Source organism: Chromobacterium sp. CCUG 76385 (assembly GCF_059916625.1).
In genome coordinates, this window is sequence record NZ_JAUCGU010000024.1 from 1 (window position 1) to 25,522 (window position 25,522).

Annotated in this window: 16 protein-coding genes; 4 read left to right on the plus strand and 12 right to left on the minus strand. The window is 66.8% G+C overall.

What is annotated here, in order from left to right; translation table 11 throughout:
- Positions 1 to 186: 186 nt before the first annotated feature.
- The 3 genes from cysE (at position 187) to QUG01_RS14655 (ending at position 4,013) form a co-directional block, all read left to right on the plus strand.
- On the plus strand, positions 187 to 969 hold the full coding sequence (gene cysE, locus QUG01_RS14645) for a serine O-acetyltransferase (RefSeq protein WP_043627664.1): 783 nt from the start codon (positions 187 to 189) through the stop codon (positions 967 to 969).
- Between the two features lie 463 nt (positions 970 to 1,432).
- Positions 1,433 to 2,275 carry an isopenicillin N synthase family dioxygenase gene (locus tag QUG01_RS14650; protein ID WP_500830779.1) on the plus strand — a complete coding sequence of 281 codons (843 nt, stop codon included), beginning with the start codon at positions 1,433 to 1,435 and terminating at the stop codon, positions 2,273 to 2,275.
- A 241-nt stretch (positions 2,276 to 2,516) separates the two neighbouring features.
- On the plus strand, positions 2,517 to 4,013 hold the full coding sequence (locus QUG01_RS14655) for a sensor domain-containing diguanylate cyclase (protein ID WP_500830780.1): 1,497 nt from the start codon (positions 2,517 to 2,519) through the stop codon (positions 4,011 to 4,013).
- A gap of 33 nt (positions 4,014 to 4,046) precedes the next feature.
- Here QUG01_RS14655 and QUG01_RS14660 read toward each other — a convergent pair whose 3' ends face one another.
- The 7 genes from QUG01_RS14660 to hemC all read right to left on the minus strand — a co-directional run bounded on the left by QUG01_RS14660 (position 4,047) and on the right by hemC (position 11,332).
- Positions 4,047 to 4,475, minus strand: coding sequence for a MarR family winged helix-turn-helix transcriptional regulator (locus tag QUG01_RS14660; RefSeq protein WP_500830781.1), 429 nt, complete (start codon positions 4,473 to 4,475; stop codon positions 4,047 to 4,049).
- Entirely contained in the window at positions 4,468 to 6,057 is a 1,590-nt protein-coding gene (locus QUG01_RS14665) for an MDR family MFS transporter (protein WP_500830782.1), read from the minus strand. Before QUG01_RS14665 ends, QUG01_RS14660 begins: the two co-directional genes overlap by 8 nt.
- 89 nt (positions 6,058 to 6,146) lie before the next feature.
- Positions 6,147 to 7,067 (minus strand): transcriptional regulator GcvA, encoded by a 921-nt coding sequence (gcvA, locus tag QUG01_RS14670; RefSeq protein WP_043627332.1) that lies wholly within the window; start codon positions 7,065 to 7,067, stop codon positions 6,147 to 6,149.
- A 350-nt stretch (positions 7,068 to 7,417) separates the two neighbouring features.
- Positions 7,418 to 8,626, minus strand: coding sequence for a heme biosynthesis HemY N-terminal domain-containing protein (locus tag QUG01_RS14675; protein WP_500830783.1), 1,209 nt, complete (start codon positions 8,624 to 8,626; stop codon positions 7,418 to 7,420).
- Between the two features lie 3 nt (positions 8,627 to 8,629).
- Positions 8,630 to 9,667, minus strand: a complete 1,038-nt coding sequence (locus tag QUG01_RS14680) for a uroporphyrinogen-III C-methyltransferase (protein ID WP_500830784.1) — start codon at positions 9,665 to 9,667, stop codon at positions 8,630 to 8,632.
- On the minus strand, positions 9,664 to 10,395 hold the full coding sequence (locus QUG01_RS14685; protein ID WP_500830785.1) for a uroporphyrinogen-III synthase: 732 nt from the start codon (positions 10,393 to 10,395) through the stop codon (positions 9,664 to 9,666). Before QUG01_RS14685 ends, QUG01_RS14680 begins: the two co-directional genes overlap by 4 nt.
- 7 nt (positions 10,396 to 10,402) lie before the next feature.
- Complete coding sequence (hemC, locus tag QUG01_RS14690; protein ID WP_500830786.1) at positions 10,403 to 11,332, minus strand: hydroxymethylbilane synthase; 930 nt, start codon at positions 11,330 to 11,332, stop codon at positions 10,403 to 10,405.
- A 239-nt stretch (positions 11,333 to 11,571) separates the two neighbouring features.
- Between hemC and ppc the strand changes: the two genes are divergently transcribed.
- Positions 11,572 to 14,268: a phosphoenolpyruvate carboxylase gene (gene ppc / locus QUG01_RS14695; protein WP_500830787.1), complete on the plus strand. Its 2,697-nt coding sequence runs from the start codon at positions 11,572 to 11,574 to the stop codon at positions 14,266 to 14,268.
- 80 nt (positions 14,269 to 14,348) lie between these two features.
- Here the strand turns inward: ppc and QUG01_RS14700 are convergent, their stop codons facing one another.
- The 5 genes from QUG01_RS14700 to QUG01_RS14720 all read right to left on the minus strand — a co-directional run bounded on the left by QUG01_RS14700 (position 14,349) and on the right by QUG01_RS14720 (position 25,511).
- Positions 14,349 to 15,593, minus strand: coding sequence for a M28 family metallopeptidase (locus tag QUG01_RS14700; RefSeq protein ID WP_500830788.1), 1,245 nt, complete (start codon positions 15,591 to 15,593; stop codon positions 14,349 to 14,351).
- A gap of 93 nt (positions 15,594 to 15,686) precedes the next feature.
- Entirely contained in the window at positions 15,687 to 17,165 is a 1,479-nt protein-coding gene (locus QUG01_RS14705) for a M4 family metallopeptidase (RefSeq protein WP_500830789.1), read from the minus strand.
- A gap of 658 nt (positions 17,166 to 17,823) precedes the next feature.
- A complete protein-coding gene (gene pdxH / locus QUG01_RS14710; RefSeq protein WP_500830790.1) occupies positions 17,824 to 18,465 on the minus strand; it encodes a pyridoxamine 5'-phosphate oxidase in 642 nt (213 codons plus the stop codon).
- Positions 18,466 to 18,697: 232 nt separating this feature from the next.
- Positions 18,698 to 21,421, minus strand: a complete 2,724-nt coding sequence (locus QUG01_RS14715) for a DEAD/DEAH box helicase (protein WP_500830791.1) — start codon at positions 21,419 to 21,421, stop codon at positions 18,698 to 18,700.
- Between the two features lie 4 nt (positions 21,422 to 21,425).
- Positions 21,426 to 25,511, minus strand: coding sequence for a DEAD/DEAH box helicase (locus tag QUG01_RS14720; RefSeq protein WP_500830792.1), 4,086 nt, complete (start codon positions 25,509 to 25,511; stop codon positions 21,426 to 21,428).
- Positions 25,512 to 25,522: the final 11 nt, after the last annotated feature.

A 25,522-nucleotide genomic window follows, 5' to 3' on the forward strand; every position in this document is an offset into this window, starting at 1 on the left:
TGCGGCGCGCGAAACGCCTCGATTCGTCGCAAAACGCATCCCGGCGCGACCGCTCTCCAAACGTCAACAGCCCCTAGTTTGAGTTTAGTCGCGGCTGCCGGTGAATTCTGACGGCGCGGCGTTTTTGTCTGTTGGCGCGGACTGTGGCACGCTACACTATTTGACTAGATGTCACTGGAGTACCCGATGAGTGCCTCCCCGCTTGATCCGCTATGGTCGGCCATCCGCGACGAAACGCTGACTGCGGTGGACAGCGAGCCGTTGCTGGCCAGTTTTCTGCACATGACCGTATTGCGCCACGCCACGCTGGAAGACGTGCTGGCCTTCCATCTTTCCAGCAAGCTCGCCAGTCCGGTGATGGACCCGCGCGCGCTGCTCGAACTGTTCCGCGAAGCCTTCCAGGCCGATCCGGCCATCAGCGCGGCGATGCGCGCCGACATCCGCGCCTGTTACGAGCGCGACCCGGCGTGCGACCGCTATTCGACGCCGCTGTTGTATTTCAAGGGCTTCCACGCCATCCAGAGCCAGCGCATCACGCATTGGCTATGGCAGCAGGGCCGCACCACGCTGGCGCTGTTTTTGCAGAACCGCATTTCCGAAGTGACCGGCGCCGACATCCATCCGGCGGCGCGCATCGGCGAAGGCGTGATGCTGGACCATGGCACCGGCCTGGTGGTCGGCGAGACCGCCGTCATCGGCAACAATGTGTCCATCCTGCACGGCGTGACGCTGGGCGGCTCCGGCAAGGAGCGCGGCGACCGCCATCCGAAGATAGGCGACGGCGTGATGCTGGGCGCCGGCTCGGCGGTGCTCGGCAATATCCGCGTCGGCGAGTGCGCCAAGGTGGGAGCCGGCAGCGTGGTGCTGGAGGACGTGCCGCCGCACGCCACGGTGGCCGGCGTGCCGGCGCGGGTGGTGGCGCAAGCCTGTCCCGGCACCCCGGCGCTGGACATGGACCAGCGGGTCTAGGGGCTGTTGACGTTTGGTGAGTGGATCGCGTTTGAGCTACGCCAAACCCACAGGGCCGGGTGCCTTTCGCGCCGACTCTTCGTTGTTTCGCGCTGGCAGAGAATGACTATGCGGCGCGCGAAACGCCTCGATTCGTCGCAAAACGCATCCCGGCGCGACCGCTCACCAAACGTCGACAGCCCCTAGGCCTTTCCCCGGAGCCGCCCCGGCCTGTAATGAAAGTACAGCGGGCTGCGCCGCCCTGCCGCCGCGCGGACCATTCCGTTGACCGCCCTGCTCCGACCCGTTCGCGGCGGATCGGCCCTGGCGGGCTTGTCCGGCAAGGTCGCCGGTTCTTGGTGGTTTTCCAACAGTCTCGATGCCAACGGCTTGGCGGGCTGTAGCTTAGCCGCTACAATGCGCGCGGCCGGCGATCCGCCCCGATATTGCATGGCGGCGCCGGGTTCATCAGGAAAACCACCCCATGAACGTCAGAGTTGTCGATTACCGCGCCCCGGACGCCGCGGAGCAGTTCACCCGTTCCCTGCACGAAACCGGCTTCGGCGTGCTGACCAACCATCCCATCCCGCAAGACCTGGTGGAGAAGATCTACGCCGACTGGCTGGACTTTTTCAACAGCGAAGAGAAGTTCGACTACGCTTTCTCGGTGGAGAAGCAGGACGGCTGGTTCTCGCCGGAGGTGTCGGAAACCGCCAAGGGCGCCACGCTCAAGGACATCAAGGAATATTTCCACATCTATCCGTGGGGCCGCGTGCCGCCGGCCTTGAAGGCCGACGCCGACCGCTACTACGGCATCGCCAACCAGCTGGCGCAGGAGCTGCTGTCCTGGGTACAGCAATACACCCCGTCCGACATCGCCGCCAACTACCGCGAGCCGCTGTCGCACATGATAGCAGGCAGCCAGCAGACGCTGCTGCGCGTGCTGCGTTACCCGCCGCTGACCGGCCAGGAGCCGGCCGGCTCGCTGCGCGCCGCCGCTCACGGCGACATCAATCTGCTGACCATCCTGCCGGCCGCCAACGAGCCGGGCCTGCAAGTGCAGGACAAGCGCGGCGACTGGATCGACGTGCCCTGCGACTTCGGTACCCTGGTGGTGAACATAGGCGACATGCTGCAGGAGGCGTCCGCCGGCTACTACCCGTCCACCCAGCACCGCGTGGTCAATCCCAGCGGTGAAGGCGCGCAGAAGAGCCGCGTCTCGCTGCCGCTGTTCCTGCACCCGCGTCCGGAGGTGGTGCTGTCCGACCGCCACACCGCCGGCAGCTATCTGGACGAGCGCCTGCGCGAACTGGGCGTCAAGATGTAAGCGCCAGACCCTGGCCTATCCAAAAACCGAAGCGACGCTTCGGTTTTTTTTCGTCCATCGCTTGGCCGCATGCTGCGAGGCGCGGATTCGCCAACTACGATGACATTAGATGCGCCGCCAGGCATAGCGGAAACCATACCAATCGGCCGTCATCTGCGGGACCGTCTTGCGGTCTGTTCGTAAAGGGAGATTCATGCGCGGCATTGCTACAAGCTCCCCGGCCTTGCCGGATTGGCTGGCCATGGCTTTGGTCGCAGCGGGATATTGGCTGGCATCCTGGTTGGGAGACCAATTGCTGTTGCTGGAACAGGGCATGGACAGCGTGGTCTGGCCGCAGCCAGGCTTGGCGCTGGCGGCGATGATACTGCTGGGCTGGCGGGTGTGGCCGGGCGTGCTGCTCGGCGCGCTGGCCAGCGAGGCTTGGCGCTGGCGGACGACGCTGGACGGCATGAATTGGCTGCCGCCGGCGTTGGGCGTGGCCGCGGGCGTATTGGCGCAGACCTTGCTGGGCGCCTGGCTGATGCGGCGCTATTTCGGCCGGCGCAATCCGCTGGACAGTTTCGGCCAATGCATCGCCTTCAATGTGATCATCGTGGTGATGACGCTGCTGGGCAGCCTGATCGGCACCGCTTCCCTCTATTTTTCCCATCTGCTGCCGCAGAAGGCGCTGGTGTCGCGGCTGTGCCTGTGGTGGCTGTGCAACGGATGCGGCACCTTGCTGTTCGGCAGCCTGTTCCTGAACTTCTATCACCAGGGTTGGCCGCGGCAAAGCCGCGATGTGTGGTACGAAATGCTGGCCTATTTCGGCATGGTGACCTTGTTGACCGCCAGCCTTTTCGTCTGGTGGCACCCGACGGTGGACACCACCTATCCGCTGGACATGCTGGTGCTGCCCTTGGTGGCCTGGGCGGCATTTCGCTTCACCACCCGCGAAGTGCTGATGGCGTTGCTGCTGATCATGTGGCTGGCGCTGTGGGGCACCCGCCATGGCGGCGGGCCCTACCTGGGCTATTCCGCCTACAGCACGCTGGTGATTCTGCAAACCTATATCGGCATCTTGACGCTGGTGTCGCTGGGGGTCAGCGCATTGATGTCGGAGCAGCGCAAGATCAAGGCCGAATTGAGCCAGCAGCAGGAGCGGCTGGAGCAGCAGGTGCGCATCCGCACGCTGGCGCTGGAGCAATCGCATGCCGAAGTGCTGGCCTTGTCGCGGGGGGACCCGGTCACCGGCATCGCCAACCGCCGCTGCTTCGAGGAAAGCCTGGACGGCGAATGGCGGCGGGCGCGGCGGCTGGGCGCGTCGCTGGGCATGCTGATGATCGATATCGATTTCTTCAAGCTGTACAACGACCATTACGGCCATGTCAGCGGCGACTACTGCCTGCGCGAGGTGGCGCAGGCGATACGCAGCAGCGTGCGGCGGCCGCAGGACCTGGTGGCGCGCTATGGCGGCGAGGAGATCATCTGCCTGCTGCCGGACACCGCGGAGGATGGCGTCATCTACGTCGGCGAGGCGGTGCTGGAGGCGGTGCGCGAACTGCAGCTGCCGCATGCCGAATCGACGGTGGCGCCGTATGTCACCATCAGCATAGGCGGCGCCTGCGTGCTGCCGCGCGATGTGGCGGACAGCCGGCAGTTGATCGAGGCTGCCGACCGCGAGCTGTATCGCGCCAAGCAGCTGGGCCGCAATCGCATCATCGTGGCCGGGCAGGATCAACGGGCCGCCGATGACGCCTAGGGGCTGTTGACGTTTGGTGAGTGGATCGCGTCCCTAGCGCCCGCTCATGCGGCGGAAGCGCTCCTCCAGCTGCCGCAGCACCTGCATGGCGATATCCAGCTGAGCGGGATCGATGTCCGCCAGCGCCTGGCGGAAGAACTCCTGGCGGTGCGGCGCCGCCGCCGTCAGCAAGGCCAGGCCGTCTTGGTCCAGCGAGACCAGGGTCTGGCGGTTGTCGGCCGGGTCGGTGTCGCGCCGCACCAGGCCTTCCGCCTCCAGCAGTTTCAATTGCCGGGTCAGCGCGCCCGGGTCCATCTGCAAGTGCCCGGCCAGCTGCTTTTGGCTGACGGTGCGCAGCTCCTCCAGCGCCTTCAGGATGCGCCAGCGCGGCAGCGCCTCGCCCACCAGGCTTTCGAAGGCACCGTACATGGCGCGGCTGCTGCGGCTCAGTTGCTGCAGCAGATTCGGTTGGCTGTCAGTCATGTAAAGGATCCTGAGGCGGCATGGCGTGGCTCAGCTCGACCGGCGGCACCTTGCGCGCCAGCCACAGGCCCAGCAACAGAATCACCGCCACCAGCCACTGGCTGAAATGGATGGCGTCCACCAGCAGCAGTCGCGTGGCGGCCAACAGCGCGTCCGGCTGCGCCGCGGCTGCCGCCTGGCGGAACTGCGCCAGGATGTCCGGGTTGAGCAGGGTTTGCGGATCGGCCAGCCAGTGCAGCCATTGGGCTTGCTGGCGGGTCGTCAGCATCGCGCCGACCCGTTGTTGGAACTGATGGCTGACCACCACGCCCATCAAGGCGGTGCCCAGCATGCCGCCTATCATCCGCGTCGATTGCAGCATGGCGGTGGCAACCCCCAGCTGCTGCCACGGCGCCAGCTGCTGCACGAAAATGGTCAGGTTGGGCATCAGCAGGCCCAGGCCCAGGCCGCCCATCATCATGTTGGCAATGATCAGGCCATGCGCGGTGGCGGGACCGACCCGGCTCAGCAGCGCGGCGGTCAACGCGAACATCAGCAGACCCAGGGCCAGCAGCCGGGTCGGATGGCGCAAGCGCTGCACGATGCGGCCGTTCAGCATGCTGCCTATGGTGATGAACACCACCAGCGGCGTCACCAGCAGGCCGGCCTGGTTCGGCGACAGGCCGAAACCGGCCTGGAGCATCAGCGGCGCATAGTACATCACGGCGAACATGCCGAAGCCCATCAGCAGCGACAGGCCGAACAGCGGCGCCAGCCCGCGGTGCGACAGCATGCTGGGCGGCAGCAGCGGGTTGGGGCTGCGCTTTTCCCACCAGACCAGGGTCAGCAGCGCGCTCAGGCTGAGCACGGCCAGTCCGCCCAGCAGCAGCGGCGGCTTGTGCTGCGGCAGCCACTCCACCGCCAGCTGCAGCGAGCCGAGGAACAGCGCGATCAGCGCCGCGCCTTGCCAATCCAGCCGCGACGGCGGCCGCGCCGAGTGGCGGATCACCGGCAGGAAGCGCCAGACGAACCACAGGCTGACCACGCCGACAGGCAGGTTGACGAAGAACACCCAGCGCCAGCCGAAGTATTCGGTCAGGAAGCCGCCCAGCGAGGGGCCGATGGCGTTGGCCAGGCCAAAGGCGGCGGACAGCATCACCTGCCAGCGCAGCCGCTCGGCGGTATGCGGGAACAGGTCCGGCACGCAAGCGAAAGTGGTGGCCACCAGCATGCCGCCGCCCACGCCCTGCAGCGCGCGCGCCAGCACCAGCTGCGGCATGTTCTGCGCCAGGCCGCACAGCATGGAGGCGGCGGTGAACAGCACGATGGCGGTCAGCACAAACGGCTTGCGCCCATGGTCGTCGCCCAGCTTGCCGAAAATCGGCACGGTGATGACGGAGGTCAGCAGATAGGACGTGCCGACCCAGGCGTACAGCGAAAAGCCGCGCAGATCGGCCACCACCGTCGGCATGGCGGTGCCGACCACGGTCTGGTCCAGCGCCACCATGATCAGCACGCAGCACAGACCCAGCATGGCCAGCAGGCGTTGGCGGAAATCCAGCGCGGTGGCGAGCGTGTGGGAAAAATCGGGAGAATTCATCATTGATACGGCAATAGTTGCTATATCAACTATTTTGGCGACAGCCGGCGGAGCTGTCCAAACTCAGGTGGTTAACAGATATTGCGGCGGCTTCAGTAGCCCTGGCGCGTCAGCCAGCTAGCCTCCTCGCTCAGGGCCACGGTGCCGACCAGCCAGTCGCGGAAGGCGCGCACCTTGGGCAGCTCGGCCAGTTCATGCGGATAGACCAGATAGTAGGCCCACTCGGTTTCCAGCACGGTATCGAACGGAATCACCAGCCTGCCGCTGTCCAGATCCTGCGTCACCATCGAAGCCTGGGCCAGCGTTACCCCCATGCCGGCCACGGCGGCGTGCAGCGCGTATTCCAGCGCGTCGAAAGTGACCCCGCTCTCCGGATTGACGCCGTTCACGCCGGCCAGCTTCAGCCAGCGTTTCCAGGTGTTCTGGTCGCGCCACGGATGCAGCAGGGTGTGGTGCTTCAGATCGTCCGGGGTGTGCAGCGGGTGCTTGCCGGCCAACAGGCCAGGCGCGCATACCGGGATCAGCTTCTCGCGGCAGATGCATTCCAACCTGAGATCCGGCGCGGCTTCCGGGCTGGACAGGCCGACCACGGCCAGATCGTATTCAGCGCGGTTGAACGGCTTGTTGTGGATCAGCTGCGTCAGCAGGTGCAGGGTGTACTCCGGATGGCGGGCCTGGAAATCCGCCAGATTGGGCAGCACCCAGCGCATGGCCGGCGTCGGCGGCATGCGTACCCGGAGGTCGCTCTGGCGTAGGCGCAAGGCCTCGCTGGCCTCGTTGAGCAGTTGGAAAGCTTCGCGCGCCGGCTTCAACAGCGCCTCGCCCTCGGCGGTCAGCGCCAGCCCGCGGGCCTGGCGGGTGAACAGTGTGGCGCCGTAGTACTCTTCCAGCGTCTGCACATGGCGGCTGATGGCGCCCTGGGTCAGGCTCAGCGCGGCGGCCGCGCGGGTGAACGACAAATGTTCGGCGGCGACGACGAATACGCGCAGGGCATTCAGCGGAGGCAGCTTCATGCTGTTACATGCCTTTTCTTCATAGTTTTCATGAGATTAACTGCTTTGTGCGAAACGGCGGCACCGCGTATTCTGCGCAGTTGTCGCCGCAGGTCGCGGCGACTGGCACGGCAACCTGAATGCATAGCTGGACGAGCAGCCATGCATATTGCTTGATTCTGGCACAGCTTTGCCTGCCAGGCATCATCATTGTCGGACAATGATGCGCCCTGCGCTCTCGTATGATTGGTCTGCCAGTCCACGTTGGCATGCACGGGCTCCTTGCGGAGCCCGATTTTTTTTGTCCGCCGCGCAAATGAAAACGCCGCCGGCCGGTAACGGCGGGCGGCGCGGGGAGGGCCGGCGGGCGATCAGCAGCCCTGGCTCAAAGCCAGCTCCAGGCTCTTCTGGTAATGCAGCTGCGATTGCTCTTCCTTGCCGGTGGCCTCGAACAGCTTGGCCAGTTCGGCGTGCGCGCATAGCGTCGGCTGGATGGAGACGCTGGCTTCCAGATAGTTCTGCGCCTTGCCCCACAACTGCTGCGCCTGTGCCAGACGGCCCAGCGCCAGCAACAGCCAATGGTCGCGCGGACGCTGTTTCAGCCAGTTGTCGGCCTCCTTCAACAGCGCCAGCCGCTTGTCCACGCTCAGATGGACGGCCAATTGGCCCAGTTCGCGCGCCAGTTCCGGCAGCTCCATGTCGTCGCCGGCCAGCGCCTCGGACAGCAGTGTCGCCGCGTAGTCGTACTGTTGCAGGCGGATCAGATGGGCGACGATCTGTTGCTGCAGCTGCGGATTGCCGCGCTCGGCCTCCGGGATGCGGCGCAGCCAGTCGCGGACTTCGCGCTCGGACAACAGGCCGGCCAGCTGCTGCTGGTAGGCCGCCAGCCGGTAGCGGCGCGCCTGTTCCGGCTCCAGCGCGTCGGCCTTCAGCAGCTTCTCGGTCAGCGTAAGGATGGCCTCTGGCTGCTTTTGCAGCAGGCGCACCTTCAGCTCCAGCTTCAGCGCGTTGGTCAGATTCGGCGACAGCGCGCGCGCGCGCTCGATGGCGGTCAGCGCGCCCAGGGCGTCTTTTTCTTCCAGCCGCAGCTCGGCGTCCAGCATGTGGCGCGCCAGCTGCAGCCGCTCCGGCAATTGGTCGAGCTGGTTGAGGTAGCCGTCGCGCTTGTCGGCGGCGCCGGCGTAGCCGGCGGCGCGGGCGGCGATCAGCAGCGCCAGCGCGCGGTTTTCCGGGGCGTATTCGTCATCCAGCGACTTGGCGGCTTCGCGCTCGGCCTTCTGGAAGCGGCCTTCGAAGAAGGCGATGCCGGCTTCGCGCAGCGCGTGGCGGGCGGCCTTCAGCTTCTTCTGGCGCTGGAAGCGCTGCACCTGGCGCGGCAGGTCGGTGGCCAGCGCCAGCAGCCGCAGCAGCAGATGGGTGGCGACGATCAGCCCCACCACCAGCACAATCATCAGGTTGAACGACACTTCCATCCGGTACGGCGGCAGAAACAGGATGGCGTAGCCGGTATTCAGGGTGGAGGCCAGCCCCACCAGCACGGCCAACGCGAACAGGCCGGTAATCCATAGAGCGAATCTCACCGCTTACTCCCCGCTGTTGCCTTGGGCATCGCGCACCGCCTTCAGGCTGGCGCTCATGTCCGGCAAGCTGATGTCCAAGGGCGCGCCTTCCAGTTCGGACAGCGTGGCCAGCCATTGGGCGGCGGCCGCGGCGTCGCGGTCGAAGTAGCGCTGCACGTAGCTGCGCGCGGCGGCGATGTCGGCGGCGTAGGTCTTGCCGTCGCGCTGCAGCAGCGCCAGCCGGGCGTCCAGCAGCCTCATCTTCAGGTTTTCGCGCAGGAAGAAGGCCTGCTCCGGGGACAGCAGCAGCGCCTCCGGCTTGTCCATGCGGCGGATGTGCACCAGCTCGCCCAGGCTGCCGCTGATTTCGGCGCTGAGCCGCTCCCACCACGGCGCGCCCGCCGGCGGCTGCGCGGGCTTGCCCGCTTGCGCGCCGCCCAGGCGATGGGCGTCCACGGCCAGCGGCAGCGAATCGACGCTCAGCATCAGCCGGTCCAGCTTGACGGTGAGGCCGACGGTGTCGAGATAGGGCAGCGCCTTCAGTTTTTCCAGGTCCGAGGCCACGGCTTTCTTCACGCCGATCAGCTGCGGCCGGTCGAACTTGGACAGCCGCGCGTCGACCATTTCCAGCGCCGAGACCGCCGAGCTGACATTGCCGGCGAGCTGCAGCTGCTGGCTGGCGATGGCCAGCGTGTGCTCGAGTTCGGACAGCAGCCAGTCGGTGCGGTTCTTGGTCAGCTCCTGGTACATGCCGTTCAGCGTGGCGTACTGGCCGGCCGCCTCGTTGACGCGGGCCTCCACCAGCGCCAGCTTGCCATCGGTGGCGCGGGCCGCCAGCAGCGCCTGTTCGGCAATGGCGCGCTGCTCTTTGCCGGCGCCGCTGCCTTCGGCCAGCCGGCGCGCCAGCTCCTGGCGCATCGAGTCCAGCTGCTGCTGAGTGGTGTAGAACTGCCAGCCGGAGACGCCCAGCGCGATGATCGCCACCAGGATGGCGAGATTGGGGCGCTTGCGGGCTGCGGGCGGCTGGGCCGGGATGGCTTCGTGGATCTGGGATTCGCTCATGGGTGACGACGGAACCATTCTTTTAGGCCGGCGACCATTACGGCGTCGTCGGCCCGGGTTGTCACGACGCGTGCCGCGCCGAAGGCGGCCAGGCGCTCGGCAATGCGCGGATGCGGCACGCAGTACAGCAGGCATTGTAGCGCCCCGGTCCGGCTCGGACCAGCCAGTCGGAACAATTGCTCTACCATTTCGCTGGAAGTGATGATGACGGCATCGGGCGGCGCGGCGTCGAAAGCCGCCCAGTCCGGCGCGCCGTCGACGCGGCGGTAGATTTCGGCGAAGGTCGTCGTGGCGCCCCGCTGCGCCAGCGCGTCGGCCAGCAGCGCGCGGCCGCCCTGCCCGCGCACGATCAGCCAGTTCTGGCCTGCGACATCGGCCAGTTGCGGCATGGCCAGCAGCGTTTCGCTGTCGCTGCCTGCGGTCGGATGCAGCACAGGCTGGCCGGACAGCGCGGCCAGACGCCTGGCGCTGCTCGCGCCGACGCAGGCCAGCCGCTTGGCGGCGAGGTCCATGCCGGCCAGCGCCGGCCAGGCGATATCGATGGCGCTGGGACTGACCCAAAACAGCGCATCGGCGCGCGCCGCCTGGCCGGGCAGCGCTGCCAGCGCCTGCGGCAGCGCTTCGATTGCCATCAGCGGCAAGTGCTCGGCCTGCCAGCCTTCGGCGCGCAGCGCGGTCAGCAGGCCGGCGCATTGCGCCAAGGGGCGGGCGGCCAGGATGCGCTTCATTGAATCCTCAGCGCGATTCCGCCAGCACCGCGTCTATCAGCGGGCGCGCGCCGGCGTCGATCAGCTTCTTCGCCACCGCGCGGCCCAGCGCCTCGGCATAGTCGGCCGGCGCGCTGGCGCTGGCGGTCAGCACTACCGAGCCATCCGGATGCGCCACCAGGCCGCCCAGGGTCAGCGCGCCGTCGGCCAGCGTGGCGAAGGCGCCCAGCGGCACTTGGCAGCTGCCGCCCAGCTCCTTGGCCAGCGCGCGCTCGGCGGCGGTACAGGCGCGGCTTTCGGCGTGGTTCAGCGGCGCCAAGAGCGCGATCAGATCGGCGCGGTCCTCGCGGATTTCTATGCCCAGCGCGCCCTGGCCGGCGGCCGGCAGGCTTTCCGACGGGGCGAGCTCGCTCTGGATGCGCTCTGCCAGGCCCAGGCGCTTGAGGCCGGCGGCGGCCAGGATGATGGCGTCGAACTCGCCGTCGTCGAGTTTCTTCAGCCGGGTCTGCACATTGCCGCGCAGCGGTTTCACCGTCAGTTGCGGGAAGCGGGCGCGCAATTGAGCCTCGCGGCGCAGGCTGGAGGTGCCGACCACGCTGCCGGCCGGCAGCTCGGACAGGTTGTGGAAGCGGTTGGAGACGAAGGCGTCGCGCGGATCTTCGCGCTCGCACACCGCCGCCAGCGCAAAGCCGGCCGGCAGCGTCATCGGCACGTCCTTCAGCGAATGCACCGCCAGATCGGCGCGGCCGTCCAGCAGCGCCTGCTCCAGTTCCTTGACGAACAGGCCCTTGCCGCCGATCTTGGACAGCGTCTTGTCCAGAATCTGGTCGCCCTGGGTGGTCATGCCGAGGATCTCCACTGTCAGATGCGGGTACAGCGCTTGCAGCCGGGCCTGGATGTGCTCGGCCTGCCACATGGCCAGCCGGCTTTCGCGGCTGGCGATGACGATCTTGTCCATGAAACCGGGTTCCATTGCTTGCGATGATGATGGGCCGAATTCTACCACGCGGCCCTCATGGGCTTGTTTCCGCTGTTGTTGCGACGCAGCAGGATCAAGGCCATCTTGCGCAAATTGGCGTAGTCTGACCACTACGACGCGGAAGCTGCTTATGATAAATGTTTTATTTTGACTGGCGAGGCATGGCCATGGCCGTCCGTGGCCATGCCTGACGAGTCAAACACAGGGACGACAATAATATGCACGATCAAGACAAGGATTTGCCGCTGCGGGCCGACCTGGCCTGCCTGGACCGGTTGCTGGCGGAGGTGGTGAACGAACAGGAGGGCGCGTTGGTGTCCGGCGCGGTGCAGGCCATCGCGCTGCGCCGCGGCGACGAGCGCAGCCAGCCGCTGCCGCAGCTGGCGCCGCAGGCGGCGGCCTCGCTATTGCGGGCCTGCGGCCTGTATGCCCAGCTGTTCAATATCGCCGAGGACCTGCACCACAATCGCCGCCGCCGCGCCCACCAGCTGGCCGGCTCCGCGCCGCAGCAGGGCAGCCTGGGCCGCGCCTTGGCCAAGCTGCGCCAGGATGGCGTCAGCTTCCATTCGCTGCATCAACTGTTGAGCCACGCCCAGGTCGGCGCCATCCTGACCGCGCATCCGACTGAGGTGCAGCGGCAGAGCGTGCTGGACGGCCATCGCGCGGTGCGCCGTTTCCTGTCGAAACTGAACGCGGCGGACCTGACGCCGGATGAGCGCGAGGAACTGGAAGCCAAACTGAAGCGGGCGATCCTGGCGCTGTGGCAGACGTCCGAGATCCGCCATTTCAAGATGACGGTGCGCGACGAGATCACCAACGGCGTCGCCTACCACCCGCTGGCTTTCTTCGAAGCCCTGCCGGCCTTGTACCAGCGCCTGGAGCGTGAGATCGGCCTGCTGTGGGAGGAGCCTGCCCGCCTGCCGTCCTTTGTCCGCGTCGGCAGCTGGATAGGCGGCGACCGCGACGGCAACCCGAATGTCGATGCCAGCCTGTTGCGCCATGCGGTGACGCGGCAGTCGCAGCAGGCGTTCGAGCATTACCTGCAGGAGCTGAAAAGCCTGTACCGCGAGCTGTCCTTGTCGTCGCGGCTGGTGGAGGCCAGCGCCGAGGTGATGGCGCTGGCGGCGGATTCGCCGGACAGCGCGGTCAGCCGCGCCGAGGAGCCCTACCGCCGCGCGCTGGCGACGATACAGGGCCGGCTGCTCGGCACCGCCCGGCAGCGCGGCGTGGAGCTGGCCTGCCGCTGGGATGCGCGCGCGCCGTACCGCGACCATCACGATCTGGCGCGCGATCTGGCCGCGCTGTCGGCCTCGCTGCGCGCCCATGGCAGCGCGCTGCTGGCCGAGGGGCGGCTGTCGCGGCTGATCCGCAGCGTGGACGTGTTCGGCTTCTTCCTGATGCCGCTGGATCTGCGCCAGCACGCGGCGGTGCACGAGGCGGTGGTGGCCGAGCTGTTCAGCGGCGCCGGCCTGGAGGAATACCAGGCGCTGGACGAGGCGGCGCGCGTGCGCGTGCTGAGCCGCGAGCTGGCCACGCCGCGCCTGCTGTTCTCGCCGTATCTGCGCTACGGCGAGCAGGCCGAGAAGGAGCTGGCGATCTTCCGCGAAGCGGCGGCGATCCAGCGCGAGTTCGGCGTGGAGGCCATCGGCCAGTGCATCATCTCCAATTGCGCCAGCGTCAGCGACATTCTGGCCCTGGCCTTGCTGTGCAAGGAGGCCGGGCTGATCCGTCTGGACGGCGGCGCGCCGCGCGCCAGCGTCAATCTGGTGCCGCTGTTCGAGACCATCGCCGACCTGGAAAACAGCCAGACCGTGATGCGCGCGCTGTTCGCCCTGCCGTGGTACAAGCAGTTGCTGGACAGCCGCGAGCGGGTGCAGGAAGTGATGCTCGGCTATTCCGACAGCAATAAGGACGGCGGTTACCTGACTAGCCAATGGCAGCTGTGGCTGGCTGAAACCCGTCTGGTGCAGGTGTTCTCCGAGGCCGGCGTGCGGCTGCAGCTGTTCCACGGCCGCGGCGGCTCGGTGGGGCGCGGCGGCGGCCCGTCCTATGAGGCCATCGTCGCCCAGCCGGCCGGCAGCGTGGCCGGCCGCATCCGCATCACCGAACAGGGCGAGGTGATCACCGCCAAGTATTCCGATCCGGCCATCGCCGGCCGCAATCTGGAAGCGCTGGTGGCGGCGACGCTGGAAGCCAGCCTGGGACATTTGCCGGGCGGCGAGGTCGACGCGGCCTTGTTCGACGAGCTGTCGAGCAGCGCCTTCTCCGCCTACCGGGCGCTGGTGGAGTCGCCGGGCTTCATGCAGTATTTTCTGGAAGCGACGCCGGTGACGGCGATCGCCCGGTTGAATATCGGCAGCCGTCCAGCCTCGCGCAAGGGCCTGTCGTCCATCGCGGACCTGCGCGCCATTCCCTGGGTGTTCTCGTGGTCGCAGTCGCGGCTGATGCTGCCGGGCTGGTTCGGCGTCGGCTCGGCGGTGGCTGCCTATGTGCAGAAGCACGGCGACGCGGGGCTGGCCAAATTGCAGCATCTGTATCGCCACTCGCCGTTCTTCCAGGTGGTGCTGTCCAATATGGAACAGGTGCTGGCCAAGGCCGATCTGGGCATCGCCCGCCGCTTCTCCGAGCTGGTGGCCGACCGCGAACTGGCGGCGCGCTTGTTCGGCCTGATTGAGGCGGAGTGGCAAAAGACGCATGACGCCTTCTTCGCCATCACCGGCCAATCGCAGCTGCTGGAAAGCAACCCGACGCTGCGCCGCAGCCTGGAGACGCGTCTGCCCTTCCTCGATGCGCTGGGCCTGCTGCAGGCCGACCTGCTCGCGCGGCTGCGCGCCGAGCCGGACGACGAGGACACGCTGTACGCCATCCACCTGACCATCAACGGCACTTCCGCCGGCCTGCGCAACACCGGCTGAGCAAAGCAGGAACGCGGCCCGGCATGACCGGGCCGCGTGGGAAGCCGCCGCAGCGGGCAGGCCGCGGCGGCCGGGCAGACTCAGCGCTGGGCGGCCGGGCCGTCGCTGCCTAGCTCCACGGCGTAGGCCAGGGCCAATTGCGAGAACTTCAGCGCATGGCGCGCCTGGCTGTCTGAGTTGGCCAGGGTGTCGTTGCGGGTGTGGATGTAGGGGTTGGAGTTGTCGAAGCTGGACTCGAACGGGAACGAGGCGGCATAGCCCTGCGCGGTCCAGGAGGCGTGGTCGGAGCAAGCGTAGCCGCATTGGCTGTAGCCGACTTTCAGATCGGGCAGATAGGCCTTGGCCAGATTGGCCAGGAATGTATTCTGCGCCGCGTTGGTGTAGTCGGTGAACAGGAAGATGTCCTGCTCGTCGCCCTGGTAATTGGTCATGTCCAGCTGCAGCGCGCCCACCACCTTGGTTTGCTGCTGCTTGAAGCGCTTGGCGATATCAGCCGAGCCGCGCAACCCCACTTCCTCCGCCGCGTAGGCCATGAACTTGATGGTGCGGCGCGGCTGGTAATTGCCGGCCAGCAGCACGCGCGCCACTTCCGTCAGGCTGGCCACGCCGGAGGCGTCGTCGTCGGCGCCCGGCGCGCGGCTGCTCTCGCCGGTGCCATTGCCCACGGTGGAGTCCAGATGGCCGCCCAGCACCACCGTTTCCGCCGCATTGTCCGTGCCCTTGATGGTCAGTATCACCGATTTTTGCGGCCAGCCGGCATGGCTGATCTGCTCCACCGTCACGTCGCCGCGGTTGCCGGCCAGCTGTTTCCACTGGCTGGCGATCCAGTTGGACGCATTGACGCCGTGGCTGGTGGTGTAGAAGCGGTTCTGATAGCTGGACAAGGACTGGATGGTAGCCAGCACATTGCTGTCCTGCAATTGCGGCAGCAGCTTGTTCACCGTGGCCTGATTGTCGATGGCGTAGCTGGGCGCTTTCAGCGCGGCCAGCGGCGCGGCAGGGCCGTTCAGCGCGGCGCGGGCTTCTTTCAGGCTGCTGTGCACGATGTAGCCGCCGCAATGGCGCAGCTTGTCATGGATGGCGTCGGATAGCTTGGGCAACAGCGCTTCGTCCACCTGGAGCAGATGCACGGTTTCGCCGGCCGTTCCCTTGGCGAGGCGGCCGTCTGCCGCCAGCGTGCGGCTTTCCTGGCTTTGGGCCCGCCCATCCAGCTGGCGCAGCAGCTGGTAGCCCTGCTCGCCTACTGAAATCCAGACCGGTTGGGCCTGGGCGGCGCCGGTCAGGCCCAATAGGACCAGCAGCGCGGTTTGACGCAGTTTCAACATGTGTGGGACTCCCGAGCGGAGGCCGGCGCCGTAGGGCGCCGGCAAGGCTATCGGATGCGGCCCCGCGAGCGGGACCGCGACCGGGACGGCGTCTTAGGGTTGGCAAGTCACGCCGACGGCGCTGAAGGCCTTGGTGACGTCCGCGCTGTTGTAACCGCGCGCGTCCGCCGCCTTGACCACGCCGCAAGCGGCGCTGTTGTAGGTGGCGTTGGCCGTCCAGTACAGGCGGTTGGCGTCGGTGAACACCTCAAAGGCCTTGCGCGTGTTCCAGCCGGCGCTGGTGGCGATCAGGTAGAACGCCTTGTTGTACACGCCGCTGGAGTAATGCACGTCCAGGCCGTCGTAGTAGTCCTTGGCGTTGCCGATGGAGGCGCCGTCCTTGGTTGGATCGGCGAAGTAGCGCAGCGCGCCGCTCTTCTTGAAGATCTCCGCGCCGACCAGGAAGTCGTTCTTGCCCTTCATGTAGTACTCGGCCGCTTCGCCGGCCATGTCGGAGAAGGCCTCGTTGATGCCGCCGGACTGGCCGTCGTAGACCAGGCCGGAGTTCTGCTCGGTGAAGCCGTGGCTGACTTCGTGCGCAGACACGTCCAGCGAAACCAGCGGGTAGAAGGTACTGGCGCCGTCGCCGAAGTGCATGGCCTGGCCATCCCAGAACGCGTTTTCATAATTGCGGCCGTAATGCACCTTCATGTACAGCTTCTGGTTGATCGGGCGCAGATTGAACCAGTCCTGGTAAAGATTGAACACCACATTGCCGAAGTAATGGGCGTCGTTCAGCGGCGAGTAGGCGCCGTTGATGGCCTTGTAGGTGTTGGTCGGGCAAGCGAACTTGTACGGCGTGGTGCTGCTGCCGGTGCCGCCGTTCAGGTTGACGGTGATCACGTTGCCGCTGTCCATCTTGCAATCGCTGGTGACGATCAGCGGGCCGTAGTCCTTGCCGTAGGTGTATTTGCCGGTTTTGGCGTTGCCGCCGGGGCCGTTGGCTTCGGCATGGCTCAGGCCTTCCCACTGTTTCAGCACCAGGCCGCTGTTGGCGTCGATGATGAAGCTGGGGCGGCTGGGCTCCTTGCCGTTATCGACGACGAAGGACACCAGATAGACCAACTGGGCGACGTTGCGCTCGTTCAGGCGCACCACCAGTTCGGCTTTCTCGTTGTAGGTGGGGTTGCCATTGGCCTTCAGCGCCTTGGCCTGGGCCAGGATCTGGCCGCTGCTCAGCGTCGGCTTGGCTGAGGCCAGGTCGGTCTGGATGCCGGCGATGTAGTGGCCGGTCAGCTTGCCGGGGACGGCCTTCAGCGCGGCGGCGGACTTTTCCTCGACCACGGCTTCGCCCCATACCGGCACGCCTTGATAGTACTGTTGGTAGCGGGTCACCACCTTGCCGGTGGAGAACTGGGTGCTGCGCAGCGGTTTCAGATCGGCCTGACCGACCCCGGTGAAGGCAGACGCGCTATTGGCTTGCTGCTTGGCCATTTTTTCCAGATCGATACGCTCAGCAGCCATCGCCGCCGAGCTGAGGACAGCCAGGGCGGACAGGACCAAACCACGCAGCATCAGTTGCTGTTTTCTCATTACGAAACTCCAAATGTAGACAAGACGAGACGGGGTGCGTCTCGCAACATGCCTCCGGCGGATGGCTGGAGGCCACGAGCCGCGGGACGTGGCCGGACGGGTTGTCGTTCTCCGCGAGGAGAAAAGGAAACGATGCGGCTTGAGCCATGTAGGTATCGCCGGCTTGTCTTCGCAGCCGTGCGCATGGCTCCGCTTGATCGTTTGCCACCCGGTTGTGCAGGTCCGGGCCGCATCTTGGCGGCAGCCTTTGGGGGAGGGCAATCGGCCATCGCCCTGCCAGGCGGATGGCGCGATCGGGATAAAGCCTAGTATCCTGACCCGTTCAATCCCAAATGCATAAGTTAGGTATTGGATTTTTCGATTGAAGATTCAGCTGATCTTTAGAGCAGTTGCATCGGTGTTGATGGAGCTTGCTTGAGCGGGATCGTTTGCCTGGCTTGGCTGGATGTGCTTGGACGCTGACGGGAAGAAAAATGGAAATTAAGCAATTATCGTGAATTTGCTTCGATGGATGTATGTGATTGGTAAAAATATGACAGTGGAGGATGGTCTGATGATGGATTCTGGCAAGCAGGACGAGGGCTGTCGTCATGCGACGCGGCTGGCTGGGAGCCGATGGCGAGGCTGGCGGACCGGCCAGACCGGTCCGGCAACCCGTTCAGGGGGCCAGGCGGGATAGTCTCCAGCCGCCGTCTTGCTGCAGCGTGTACAGCACGCGGTCATGCAGCCGGCTGGGGCGGCCCTGCCAGAATTCCACCCGGTCCGGCACCACGGCGTATCCGCCCCAATGCGGCGGGCGCGGCACGTTGATCGGGTGGCGGGCGCCGTACATCGCGGCGCGCGTCACCAGCACCGCCTTGGAGGAAATCTCGCTGCTCTGCTCGCTGGCCCAGGCGCCCAGGCGGCTGGTGTAGGGCCGGCTGGCGAAATAAGCGTCGGACACTTCCGGCGCCACGCGGACGGCCTTGCCCTCGATGCGCACCTGCCGTTCCAGTTCCGGCCAGAAGAAGGTCAGCGCCACATAAGGATGGGCGTCCAACGCCTGGCCCTTGCGGCTTTGGTAATTGGTATAGAACAACAGCTGGCCGTCCTCCACGCCCTTGAGCAGCACGATGCGCGCATTGGGGCGGCCATCCAGCCCGACGGCCGCCAGGTTCATCGCCGTGGGTTCGTGCACCTGGGCCGAGATGGCTTCGTTGAGCCAGATTTCAAACTGGGCAAGCGGATCGGCCAGGCAGTCTTCGGGCGACAATTCCTTCTTCGAATATTCCAAACGGATGTCGGCAAGGTTCAGCGTCATGAATTCCTCCTTAGCTGGCTATCTTAGTGCATCGCGCCCCCGGCTGGAATGGACGCGGTGGCGGTCCGCATGATGGTATTCCTCGAATACCGGGGTTTCTTCCAGTCTTTCGTCGCTAAAGGCGCTGCATCAGCGCGGTGCCAATGTTCAACAGCGGCGGCCACGCCCAGCGGGGAGGCTTGCTGTTGTGGGCATCGCTGCCATCGGCCAGGCGCGTTGACGGGCGGTCGGGTCAAACAGCCTCGCCGCGCAGCAGCGCGAGCAGCGCAGCGCCGTCCAGCCTGGCGCTGGCATCGCCGCCGGCGAGCAGGCTGTCGGCCAGGGCGCGCTTTTCCTGGTGCAGTTGGACGATCTTTTCTTCTATGGTGCCGGCCGCCACCAGCCGGTACACCGTCACCGGCCGCTGCTGCCCCATGCGGTAGGCGCGGTCCGAGGCTTGGTCCTCCACCGCCGGGTTCCACCACGGGTCCAGGTGGATCACGTAGTCGGCGGCGGTCAGGTTGAGGCCGGTGCCGCCGGCCTTCAGGCTGATCAGGAACAAGTCGCCGTCGCCGGCCTGGAAGGCATCCATGCTGGCCTTGCGCTGCTTGGTCGGCGTGGAACCATCCAGGTAATGGAAGCGGACGCCCTGTTGTTTCAGATGCTCGGCCGCCAGCGCCAGGTGGTCGACGAACTGGCTGAACACCAGCGCCTTGTGGCCGTTGTCCAGCAGCTCCTCGCAGATTTCGGCGAAGGCCGCCAGCTTGCTGGCCGGCAGCGCGCTGTCCGGCTGCGTGAGCTTGGGGTGGCAGCAGAAGCGGCGCAGCCGGGTCAGTTCGGCCAGCGCCTGCATGGTCTGGCCGCCGGCGGCCGGGTCGGCTTCGGCCACGCGGGCCAAGGCCTCCTGCCGCATCGCCTCGTAGACGTGGCGCTCCTGCGCGGACAGCTCGATCAGCCTGGTCATTTCGGTCTTGGGCGGCAGCTCGGTCAGCACCTCGCGCTTGGTGCGGCGCAATAGGTATGGCTGGATCAGCGCCTTCAGCTGCGCGCGCGCGGTGTCGTCGCCTTCGGCTATCGGCTGGACGTAGCGTTGTTCGAACTGGGCCAGGTTGCCGAGCAGGCCCGGCGCGATGAAGCGGAACAGGCTCCACAGCTCGCCCAGGTGATTCTCCACCGGGGTGCCGCTGGCGGCCAGGCGGAAATCGGCGCGCAGGCTTTGCGCCACCTGGGCGCGCTGGCTTTGCGGGTTCTTGATCGCCTGCGCCTCGTCCAGCACCACCGACGCCCAATGCACGTCGCCGAACGCCTCGGCCTCGCGCTGCAGCAGGCCGTAGCTGACGATCACCAGATCGCCGGGGCCGACGTCGTCCAGCCGGCGCTGCTGGTGGTAGGCGCGCAAGCGCAGGCTGGGCGCGAAGCGGGCGGCCTCGGCCAGCCAGTTCAGCGCCACCGAGGTCGGCGCCACCGCCAGCTGCGGGCCCAGATGGGCGCGAGTCAGCAGCAGGGACAAAGTCTGCACCGTCTTGCCCAGGCCCATGTCGTCGGCCAGGCAGGCGCCGACGCCCCAGTGCGCCAGCCGCGCCATCCAGGCGTAACCTTGCAGCTGATAAGGCCGCAAGGTGGCATGGAGAGTGGGCGGCACTTGCGGTTCGAATACCGTCGCTTCGCGCCAGCGCGCCGCCTGCTGTTGCCAGCCTTCGTCGCCGTCGAACTGCCCGGCTTCCTCGCCCAGCGCCTGCAAGCGTGGACCGGCCAGCGGGCTGATCGCCAGCCCGTCCGGCCCGGCGTGGTCGACCATGCGCGCCAGTTCGTCCAGCCTATCGCGCAGGCTGCCGGACAAGGCCAGCCAGTCGCCGTCGGACAGCTGCAGGTATTTGCCTTTTTGATTTGCCAACGCCGCCAGCAGGTGGCGCAACGCCAGTACGCGGCCGTCGTCCAGTTCCAGCTCGCCCTCGGCCTGCAGCCAGCCGCCGCGCCGCTTCACCTTCAGTTTGAGCTGCGGCATGCCGTCGGCGGCGGCCAGGCGGATTTTGTCGCCTTGCGGCCACAGGCAGACCACGCGGTCTTCGCCGGCCGCCTGCAATTGCGACAACAAGGACAGCGCCGAATGCTGGTCCGCAAACAGCCAGCCGTCGCCATCGCGCTGACCGCGGGCGATAGCCGGGCAGGCCTCGCGCAGCGCGCGCAGGCGGCGCGCTTCTTCGGGCAGGTCGCGGATGAACTGGCGGTACGCGCCATCGACGTCCAGCACCAGGCCGGCCGCGCCGCGGCCCGGCGCGCTCCAGGCGGCGGCCGGGTGTGGCTTGACTTTCAGCTGCAGCCGCAGGCCTTCCGGCTGGCGGGTCAGCAAGGCGTACAGCGTCGGATCGGCCGCCTCGCTGGGCAGTTCCGGATCGAAAGCCGGGCTGGCGTCCACCAGCGGCAGGCCGGGCGCGACATCGCGTATCGCCTCCAGCACCCGCTGGCGCGCCGGCCACGGCACGGTCAGACCGTGGCCGACCAGATCGGCCAGCGCTTTCAGCTCATCGCTCAGTTGGTAGACCAGCAGCCGTTCCGGCTGCGGCCGTTGCCACAGCACGCCGCCGCAGCTGGCCAATCCGTCCGGCAGCAGCTTCAGCCGCAGCTCCGCGCCCACCCGCTGCATCTGCAAGGCCGGCCGGCCCGCCTCGACATGGATGCGCCGCGCCGGCGCGGTGGCGTCGAACAGCAAGGGATGGCCGATCAAGGCCGGCAGCATCGGCGTGGCGTCGATCAGCGCGGCGTCGCCATCGTATTGCCGCAGCAGCGCCAGCAATTGACGCAACAAGGGCACATCATGCTCGGCCACCGAGGCGTGCGCGTCGCGCAGCAAGGATGGGAGCGAGCAGGCGCGGCCGCGGCTCCAGCCGTCCGGACCGGCGTTTTGCAGCAGCGGCTGCAGTTGGATGCCGGAATCGGCCAGGCGCAAGCGCCAGATCAGGCGGGGGGAGTCAGTCAAGGCTTCACACGCCCTTGAGCAAGGCCAGCAGCGCGTCAGCGTCCAGTTTCGCGCTGACTTCGCCGCCTTCCAGCAGGCTGTCGGCCAGGTCGCGCTTCTTGGCGTGCAAGGCGACGATCTGCTCTTCTATGGTGTGTTCGGCCACCAGCCGGTATACCGTCACCGGCCTTTGCTGGCCGATGCGGTGGGCGCGGTCCGAGGCCTGGTCCTCCACCGCCGGGTTCCACCACGGGTCCAGGTGGATCACGTAGTCGGCGGCGGTGAGGTTGAGGCCGGTGCCGCCGGCCTTCAGGCTGATCAGGAAGATATCGCCCTCGCCGGCCTGGAAGGCGTCCACGCGGTTTTTCCGCTCCTTGGCGCTGGTGGCGCCGTCCAGGTACTGGTAAGCGATGCCCTGCCGTTCCAGATATTCGCGCACGATGGTCAGATGATCGACGAATTGGCTGAAAACCAGCGCCTTGTGGCGGTTTTCCAGCAGCTCGTCGATGATTTCCGCGCAGGCCGCCAGCTTGCTGCCAGGCAGCGCGCTGTTTTTGACAGCGAGCGAGGGGTGGCAGCAGAAGCGGCGCAGGCGAGTGATTTCCGCCAGCACCTGCAGCGGTTTGCCGTCCTCATCGCCCAGCGCGTCCAGTTTGTCCATCGCCTCCTGGCGCAGGGCCTCGTACAGGTGCATCTCGTCGCGGCTGAGCGTGACCTTGTGGGTGATTTCGGTGCGCGGCGGCAGTTCGTCCAGCACCTGGGTCTTGTTGCGCCGCAGGATGAAAGGCTGGATCAGCGCCTTGAGGGCTTTGCGCGCGGCGTCGTCGCCGTTTTCGATCGGCGCGGCGAAGCGCTGGTTGAAATGCTCCTGGCTGCCCAGCAGGCCGGGGTTGAGGAAGCGGAACAGGTTCCACAACTCGCCCAGGTGGTTTTCCAGCGGCGTGCCGCTGACGGCCAGTCGGAAGTCGGCGCTCAGCGCCATGGCCGCCTGGGAGCGTTTGGTCTGCGCGTTCTTGATGGCCTGCGCCTCGTCCAGCACCACGCTGTGCCAGTGCTGGGCGGAGAAGGCGTCGGCTTCCTGTTGCAGCAGGCCGTAGCTGGTTACCACCACATCGAAGGAACCCAGTCCGGACAGGTCGCGGTTCTGATGGAAGGCTCTCACGTTCAGCGTGGGAGCGAAACGGGCGGCTTCCGCCAGCCAGTTCATCGCCACCGAGGTCGGCGCCGCCACCAGCTGCGGGCCGCCCGGCGCGCGTTCCAGCAGCAGCGCCAGGGTTTGCACGGTCTTGCCCAGGCCCATGTCGTCGGCGAGACAGGCGCCGACGCCCCAGCGCGCCAGCCTTGACAGCCAGCGGTAGCCTTCCTGCTGGTAGTCGCGCAGCTCGGTTTGCAGGGTGGAGGGCGCGGCGGGATGCCAGTCGCGCAAGGATTCGAGTTGTCGCAGCTGCTTTTGCCAGCCATTGTCCGCCTCGAAGGCGCCGGCTTCCGCCTGCAGTTCGGCCAGGAGCGGCGCCGTCAGCGCATGGAAGCGCACGCCCTGCCTGCCTTCGCCGTCGGCCAGCAGCGCCAGCTGTTCCAGGCGGCGGCGCAGGCTGTCGCCCAGCGCCAGCCAGTCGCCCTCGGCCAGTTTGACGAAGCGGCCGCGGCTGTGGCGCATCAGCTGCAGCAATTGGCGCAATTGCAGCACGGTGCCGTCGTCCAGCGCCACGTCGCCTGAGAGTTCGAACCAGCCGCCGTGCGACTGCAAGGCGAAGCGCATGCCGCCCATCTCGCGCCGCGCCTTGATGCGCATGCGCTCGCCTTCCGGCCAGACGCACTCCAGCAAGGCAGGGTCGATGTCGTGCAGTTGGCTGAGCATTTCCAGCGCCGCCTGCGGGTCGTCCAACTGCCACTCGCGGCCGTCGCTGTCGGCCATGCGCAGCGCCGGGCAGGCGGCTTCCACTGCCTTCAACGCGGCTTTTTCTGCCTTGAGGTCGCGCATGGCCTGCACCGGTTTGCCGTCCTGTTCGCCCAGCACGTTTTCCATGCCGCGTCCCGGTTGCTGCCAGCCGCCGCCGGGCAGCGGCCGCACCAAGAGCTGCAGGCGCAGGCCTTCGTTCAGCGGCAGCAGGTGGGCATACAGTTTGCTGTCGGCGGGCACGCTGTCGATGTGGGCGGCCAGCTCCGGCAGGTCGGAGTGGATGGGCAGCAGCGGGGCGATGCTGCCTATGGCGTCGATCAGCTGCGCCTTGCCTTGCTGCGGAATGCATAATTCTTTGCCGACGATGGCGGCGATCTGGCGCGCCTCGTCGCTGACGGGGTAGACCAGCAGCCGGGTGGGCGTTTCCTTGTCCCAGACCAGGGTGCTTTCCGAGTGGACCTTGTCCGGCATCAGCCGCAGCCGAATCTGGCCGGCCGATTCCTTGAGCTGCAAGGAGACCTGGCCAATGGCCACATCGAGCCGGATATCCGGCGCGTCGGCCCAATATACGGCCGGGTGGCCCGCCAGCGACGGCAGCGCGGAATCGCCATCCAGTTCGTAGTGGCTGCCGCCGTAGTAGTAGTCGTAGCTTGACCGGATGTGGCCGATGATCTGCTTGTCCTGTTCCAGCAGGTAGTCGAAGCTGTCGGTTTCCTCGCTCAGGCGCTTGAAGGCGACGGCGCGGCCCTTGCTCCACTGGCCTTTGGCGTTCAGCTTTTGCTCGCGCGGTTCCAGCGTCGGGCCGCCGCGGCCCAGGCTGAGCAGCCAGGCCAGACGCGACTCCGACGCCGGCTTTTCCGCTTGCGGGGCAGGCTTGCCCAGCAAGGCCAGGGCGTTGAGTGCGTGTTGCCAGGCGGCTTGCTTCTGGTACAGCTGGAACCACGGCGCCAGCTTGCGCTGGCTATGCCAGTCCGGCAGCGCCCGCGGCTGGCCGAACTGAGCCTCCATCAGCGCGTCGATTTCCTCGGCCGCCAGCGCATAGCCATCGCGGCGCAGCTGCTTGGCGAACGTCCGCAGCGTCTCCTCCCATTGCGGCGTGTTGGCTGCCGGATCATCCAGCCAGTAGCGCAGCAGGGCGCAGACGAGGCCGTCCAGGCCTTGCAAGCGTGGTTCGCGCTCCAGCGCCACCTTGGCATTGCCCTCGCTTTGCCATTGCAGGCGCATCAACAGCGGATAGGCTTCGCCATATTGGTGCTTGATGCCGTGCTTGATCAGCTCGGCCAGGGTCTTGTTGCCGGCGATGTCGCCCTTGGCCACCAGGGCCAGCGCGTACAGCAGGTTGAGGTTAGGCGGCAGTTCCAGCTTGCGCTTGCGGGTTTGCGCGCGTAATTGGGTCAGCCAGGACTCGATGGATTGCAGGGCTTCCCCGGCCTGGCCCTTCGCCAGATGCAGGGCGACTGCCGGCACCAGGACCAGTCCTTCCGGACAGATCTCGCCCAGCAGGTCCAGCTCGCCGCGCCAGATGGCCAGCAGGCCTGCCGCGTCCTGCAGCGCCAGCTGGTCCTTGAAGTCATGCTCGAGTCTGGCGATGACATAGTGATAGGCCGGCGCGGCGGCTTGCATTTCCCAACCTTGGCTGATCAGCACTGGCAGCAGCAGCGCCGTTTGGGTCGCGCCCGGCAAGGCGGCCAACAGGTGTTGGCCGGCGTTGTCGGCCAGCAGCATCTCCGCCAGCGGCGGATGCTGCTTCATCCGGCTGTGGGATTCCCATACCGGCAGCCAGCGTATCAGGGTGGCGACATCGCCTTCCAGCAGGGCCTGCCACATTTCGATGGGGCAGTGCTCGGTTCCGGTCTGACCCCAGCTGGGCCGTTGGCCATCCAGATAGGTTTTGACGCCGCTTTTCCAGCGGGCAAACGCGCCGCTTTGCCACAAACCAAGCAAGGCCTCGTTATGGCGCAGCCGCCGCATGCGGTACAAACCGGCCTGGCTGAGGCCCAGCCATTCCTGCGCCAGCAGTTCGTCCAGCGGGCCAGCCAGCGCGGCGTGATCGAGCTGGCGGGTGGCGCTGGCGCGGACGCCCATGCTTTTGAGGATGGCGAGCAAGGCAGTCTTGTTGCGCCCGGACAGCGACATCAGCAGGGCGAACAGCACCGCTTGCTGGATTTCGCTCAGGGCATCAAATCGGGCAGTCAGAGGGGAAGCGGACATGAAAAAGCCGT

Coding starts and splice junctions, on each gene's coding strand:
- cysE (WP_043627664.1), top strand. CDS start 187: ATGAGTGCCTCCCCGCTTGATCCGCTATGGTCGGCCATCCGCGACGAA.
- QUG01_RS14650 (WP_500830779.1), top strand. CDS start 1,433: ATGAACGTCAGAGTTGTCGATTACCGCGCCCCGGACGCCGCGGAGCAG.
- QUG01_RS14655 (WP_500830780.1), top strand. CDS start 2,517: ATGGCTTTGGTCGCAGCGGGATATTGGCTGGCATCCTGGTTGGGAGAC.
- QUG01_RS14660 (WP_500830781.1), bottom strand. CDS start 4,475: ATGACTGACAGCCAACCGAATCTGCTGCAGCAACTGAGCCGCAGCAGC.
- QUG01_RS14665 (WP_500830782.1), bottom strand. CDS start 6,057: ATGATGAATTCTCCCGATTTTTCCCACACGCTCGCCACCGCGCTGGAT.
- gcvA (WP_043627332.1), bottom strand. CDS start 7,067: ATGAAGCTGCCTCCGCTGAATGCCCTGCGCGTATTCGTCGTCGCCGCC.
- QUG01_RS14680 (WP_500830784.1), bottom strand. CDS start 9,667: ATGAGCGAATCCCAGATCCACGAAGCCATCCCGGCCCAGCCGCCCGCA.
- QUG01_RS14685 (WP_500830785.1), bottom strand. CDS start 10,395: ATGAAGCGCATCCTGGCCGCCCGCCCCTTGGCGCAATGCGCCGGCCTG.
- hemC (WP_500830786.1), bottom strand. CDS start 11,332: ATGGACAAGATCGTCATCGCCAGCCGCGAAAGCCGGCTGGCCATGTGG.
- ppc (WP_500830787.1), top strand. CDS start 11,572: ATGCACGATCAAGACAAGGATTTGCCGCTGCGGGCCGACCTGGCCTGC.
- QUG01_RS14700 (WP_500830788.1), bottom strand. CDS start 15,593: ATGTTGAAACTGCGTCAAACCGCGCTGCTGGTCCTATTGGGCCTGACC.
- QUG01_RS14705 (WP_500830789.1), bottom strand. CDS start 17,165: ATGAGAAAACAGCAACTGATGCTGCGTGGTTTGGTCCTGTCCGCCCTG.
- pdxH (WP_500830790.1), bottom strand. CDS start 18,465: ATGACGCTGAACCTTGCCGACATCCGTTTGGAATATTCGAAGAAGGAA.
- QUG01_RS14720 (WP_500830792.1), bottom strand. CDS start 25,511: ATGTCCGCTTCCCCTCTGACTGCCCGATTTGATGCCCTGAGCGAAATC.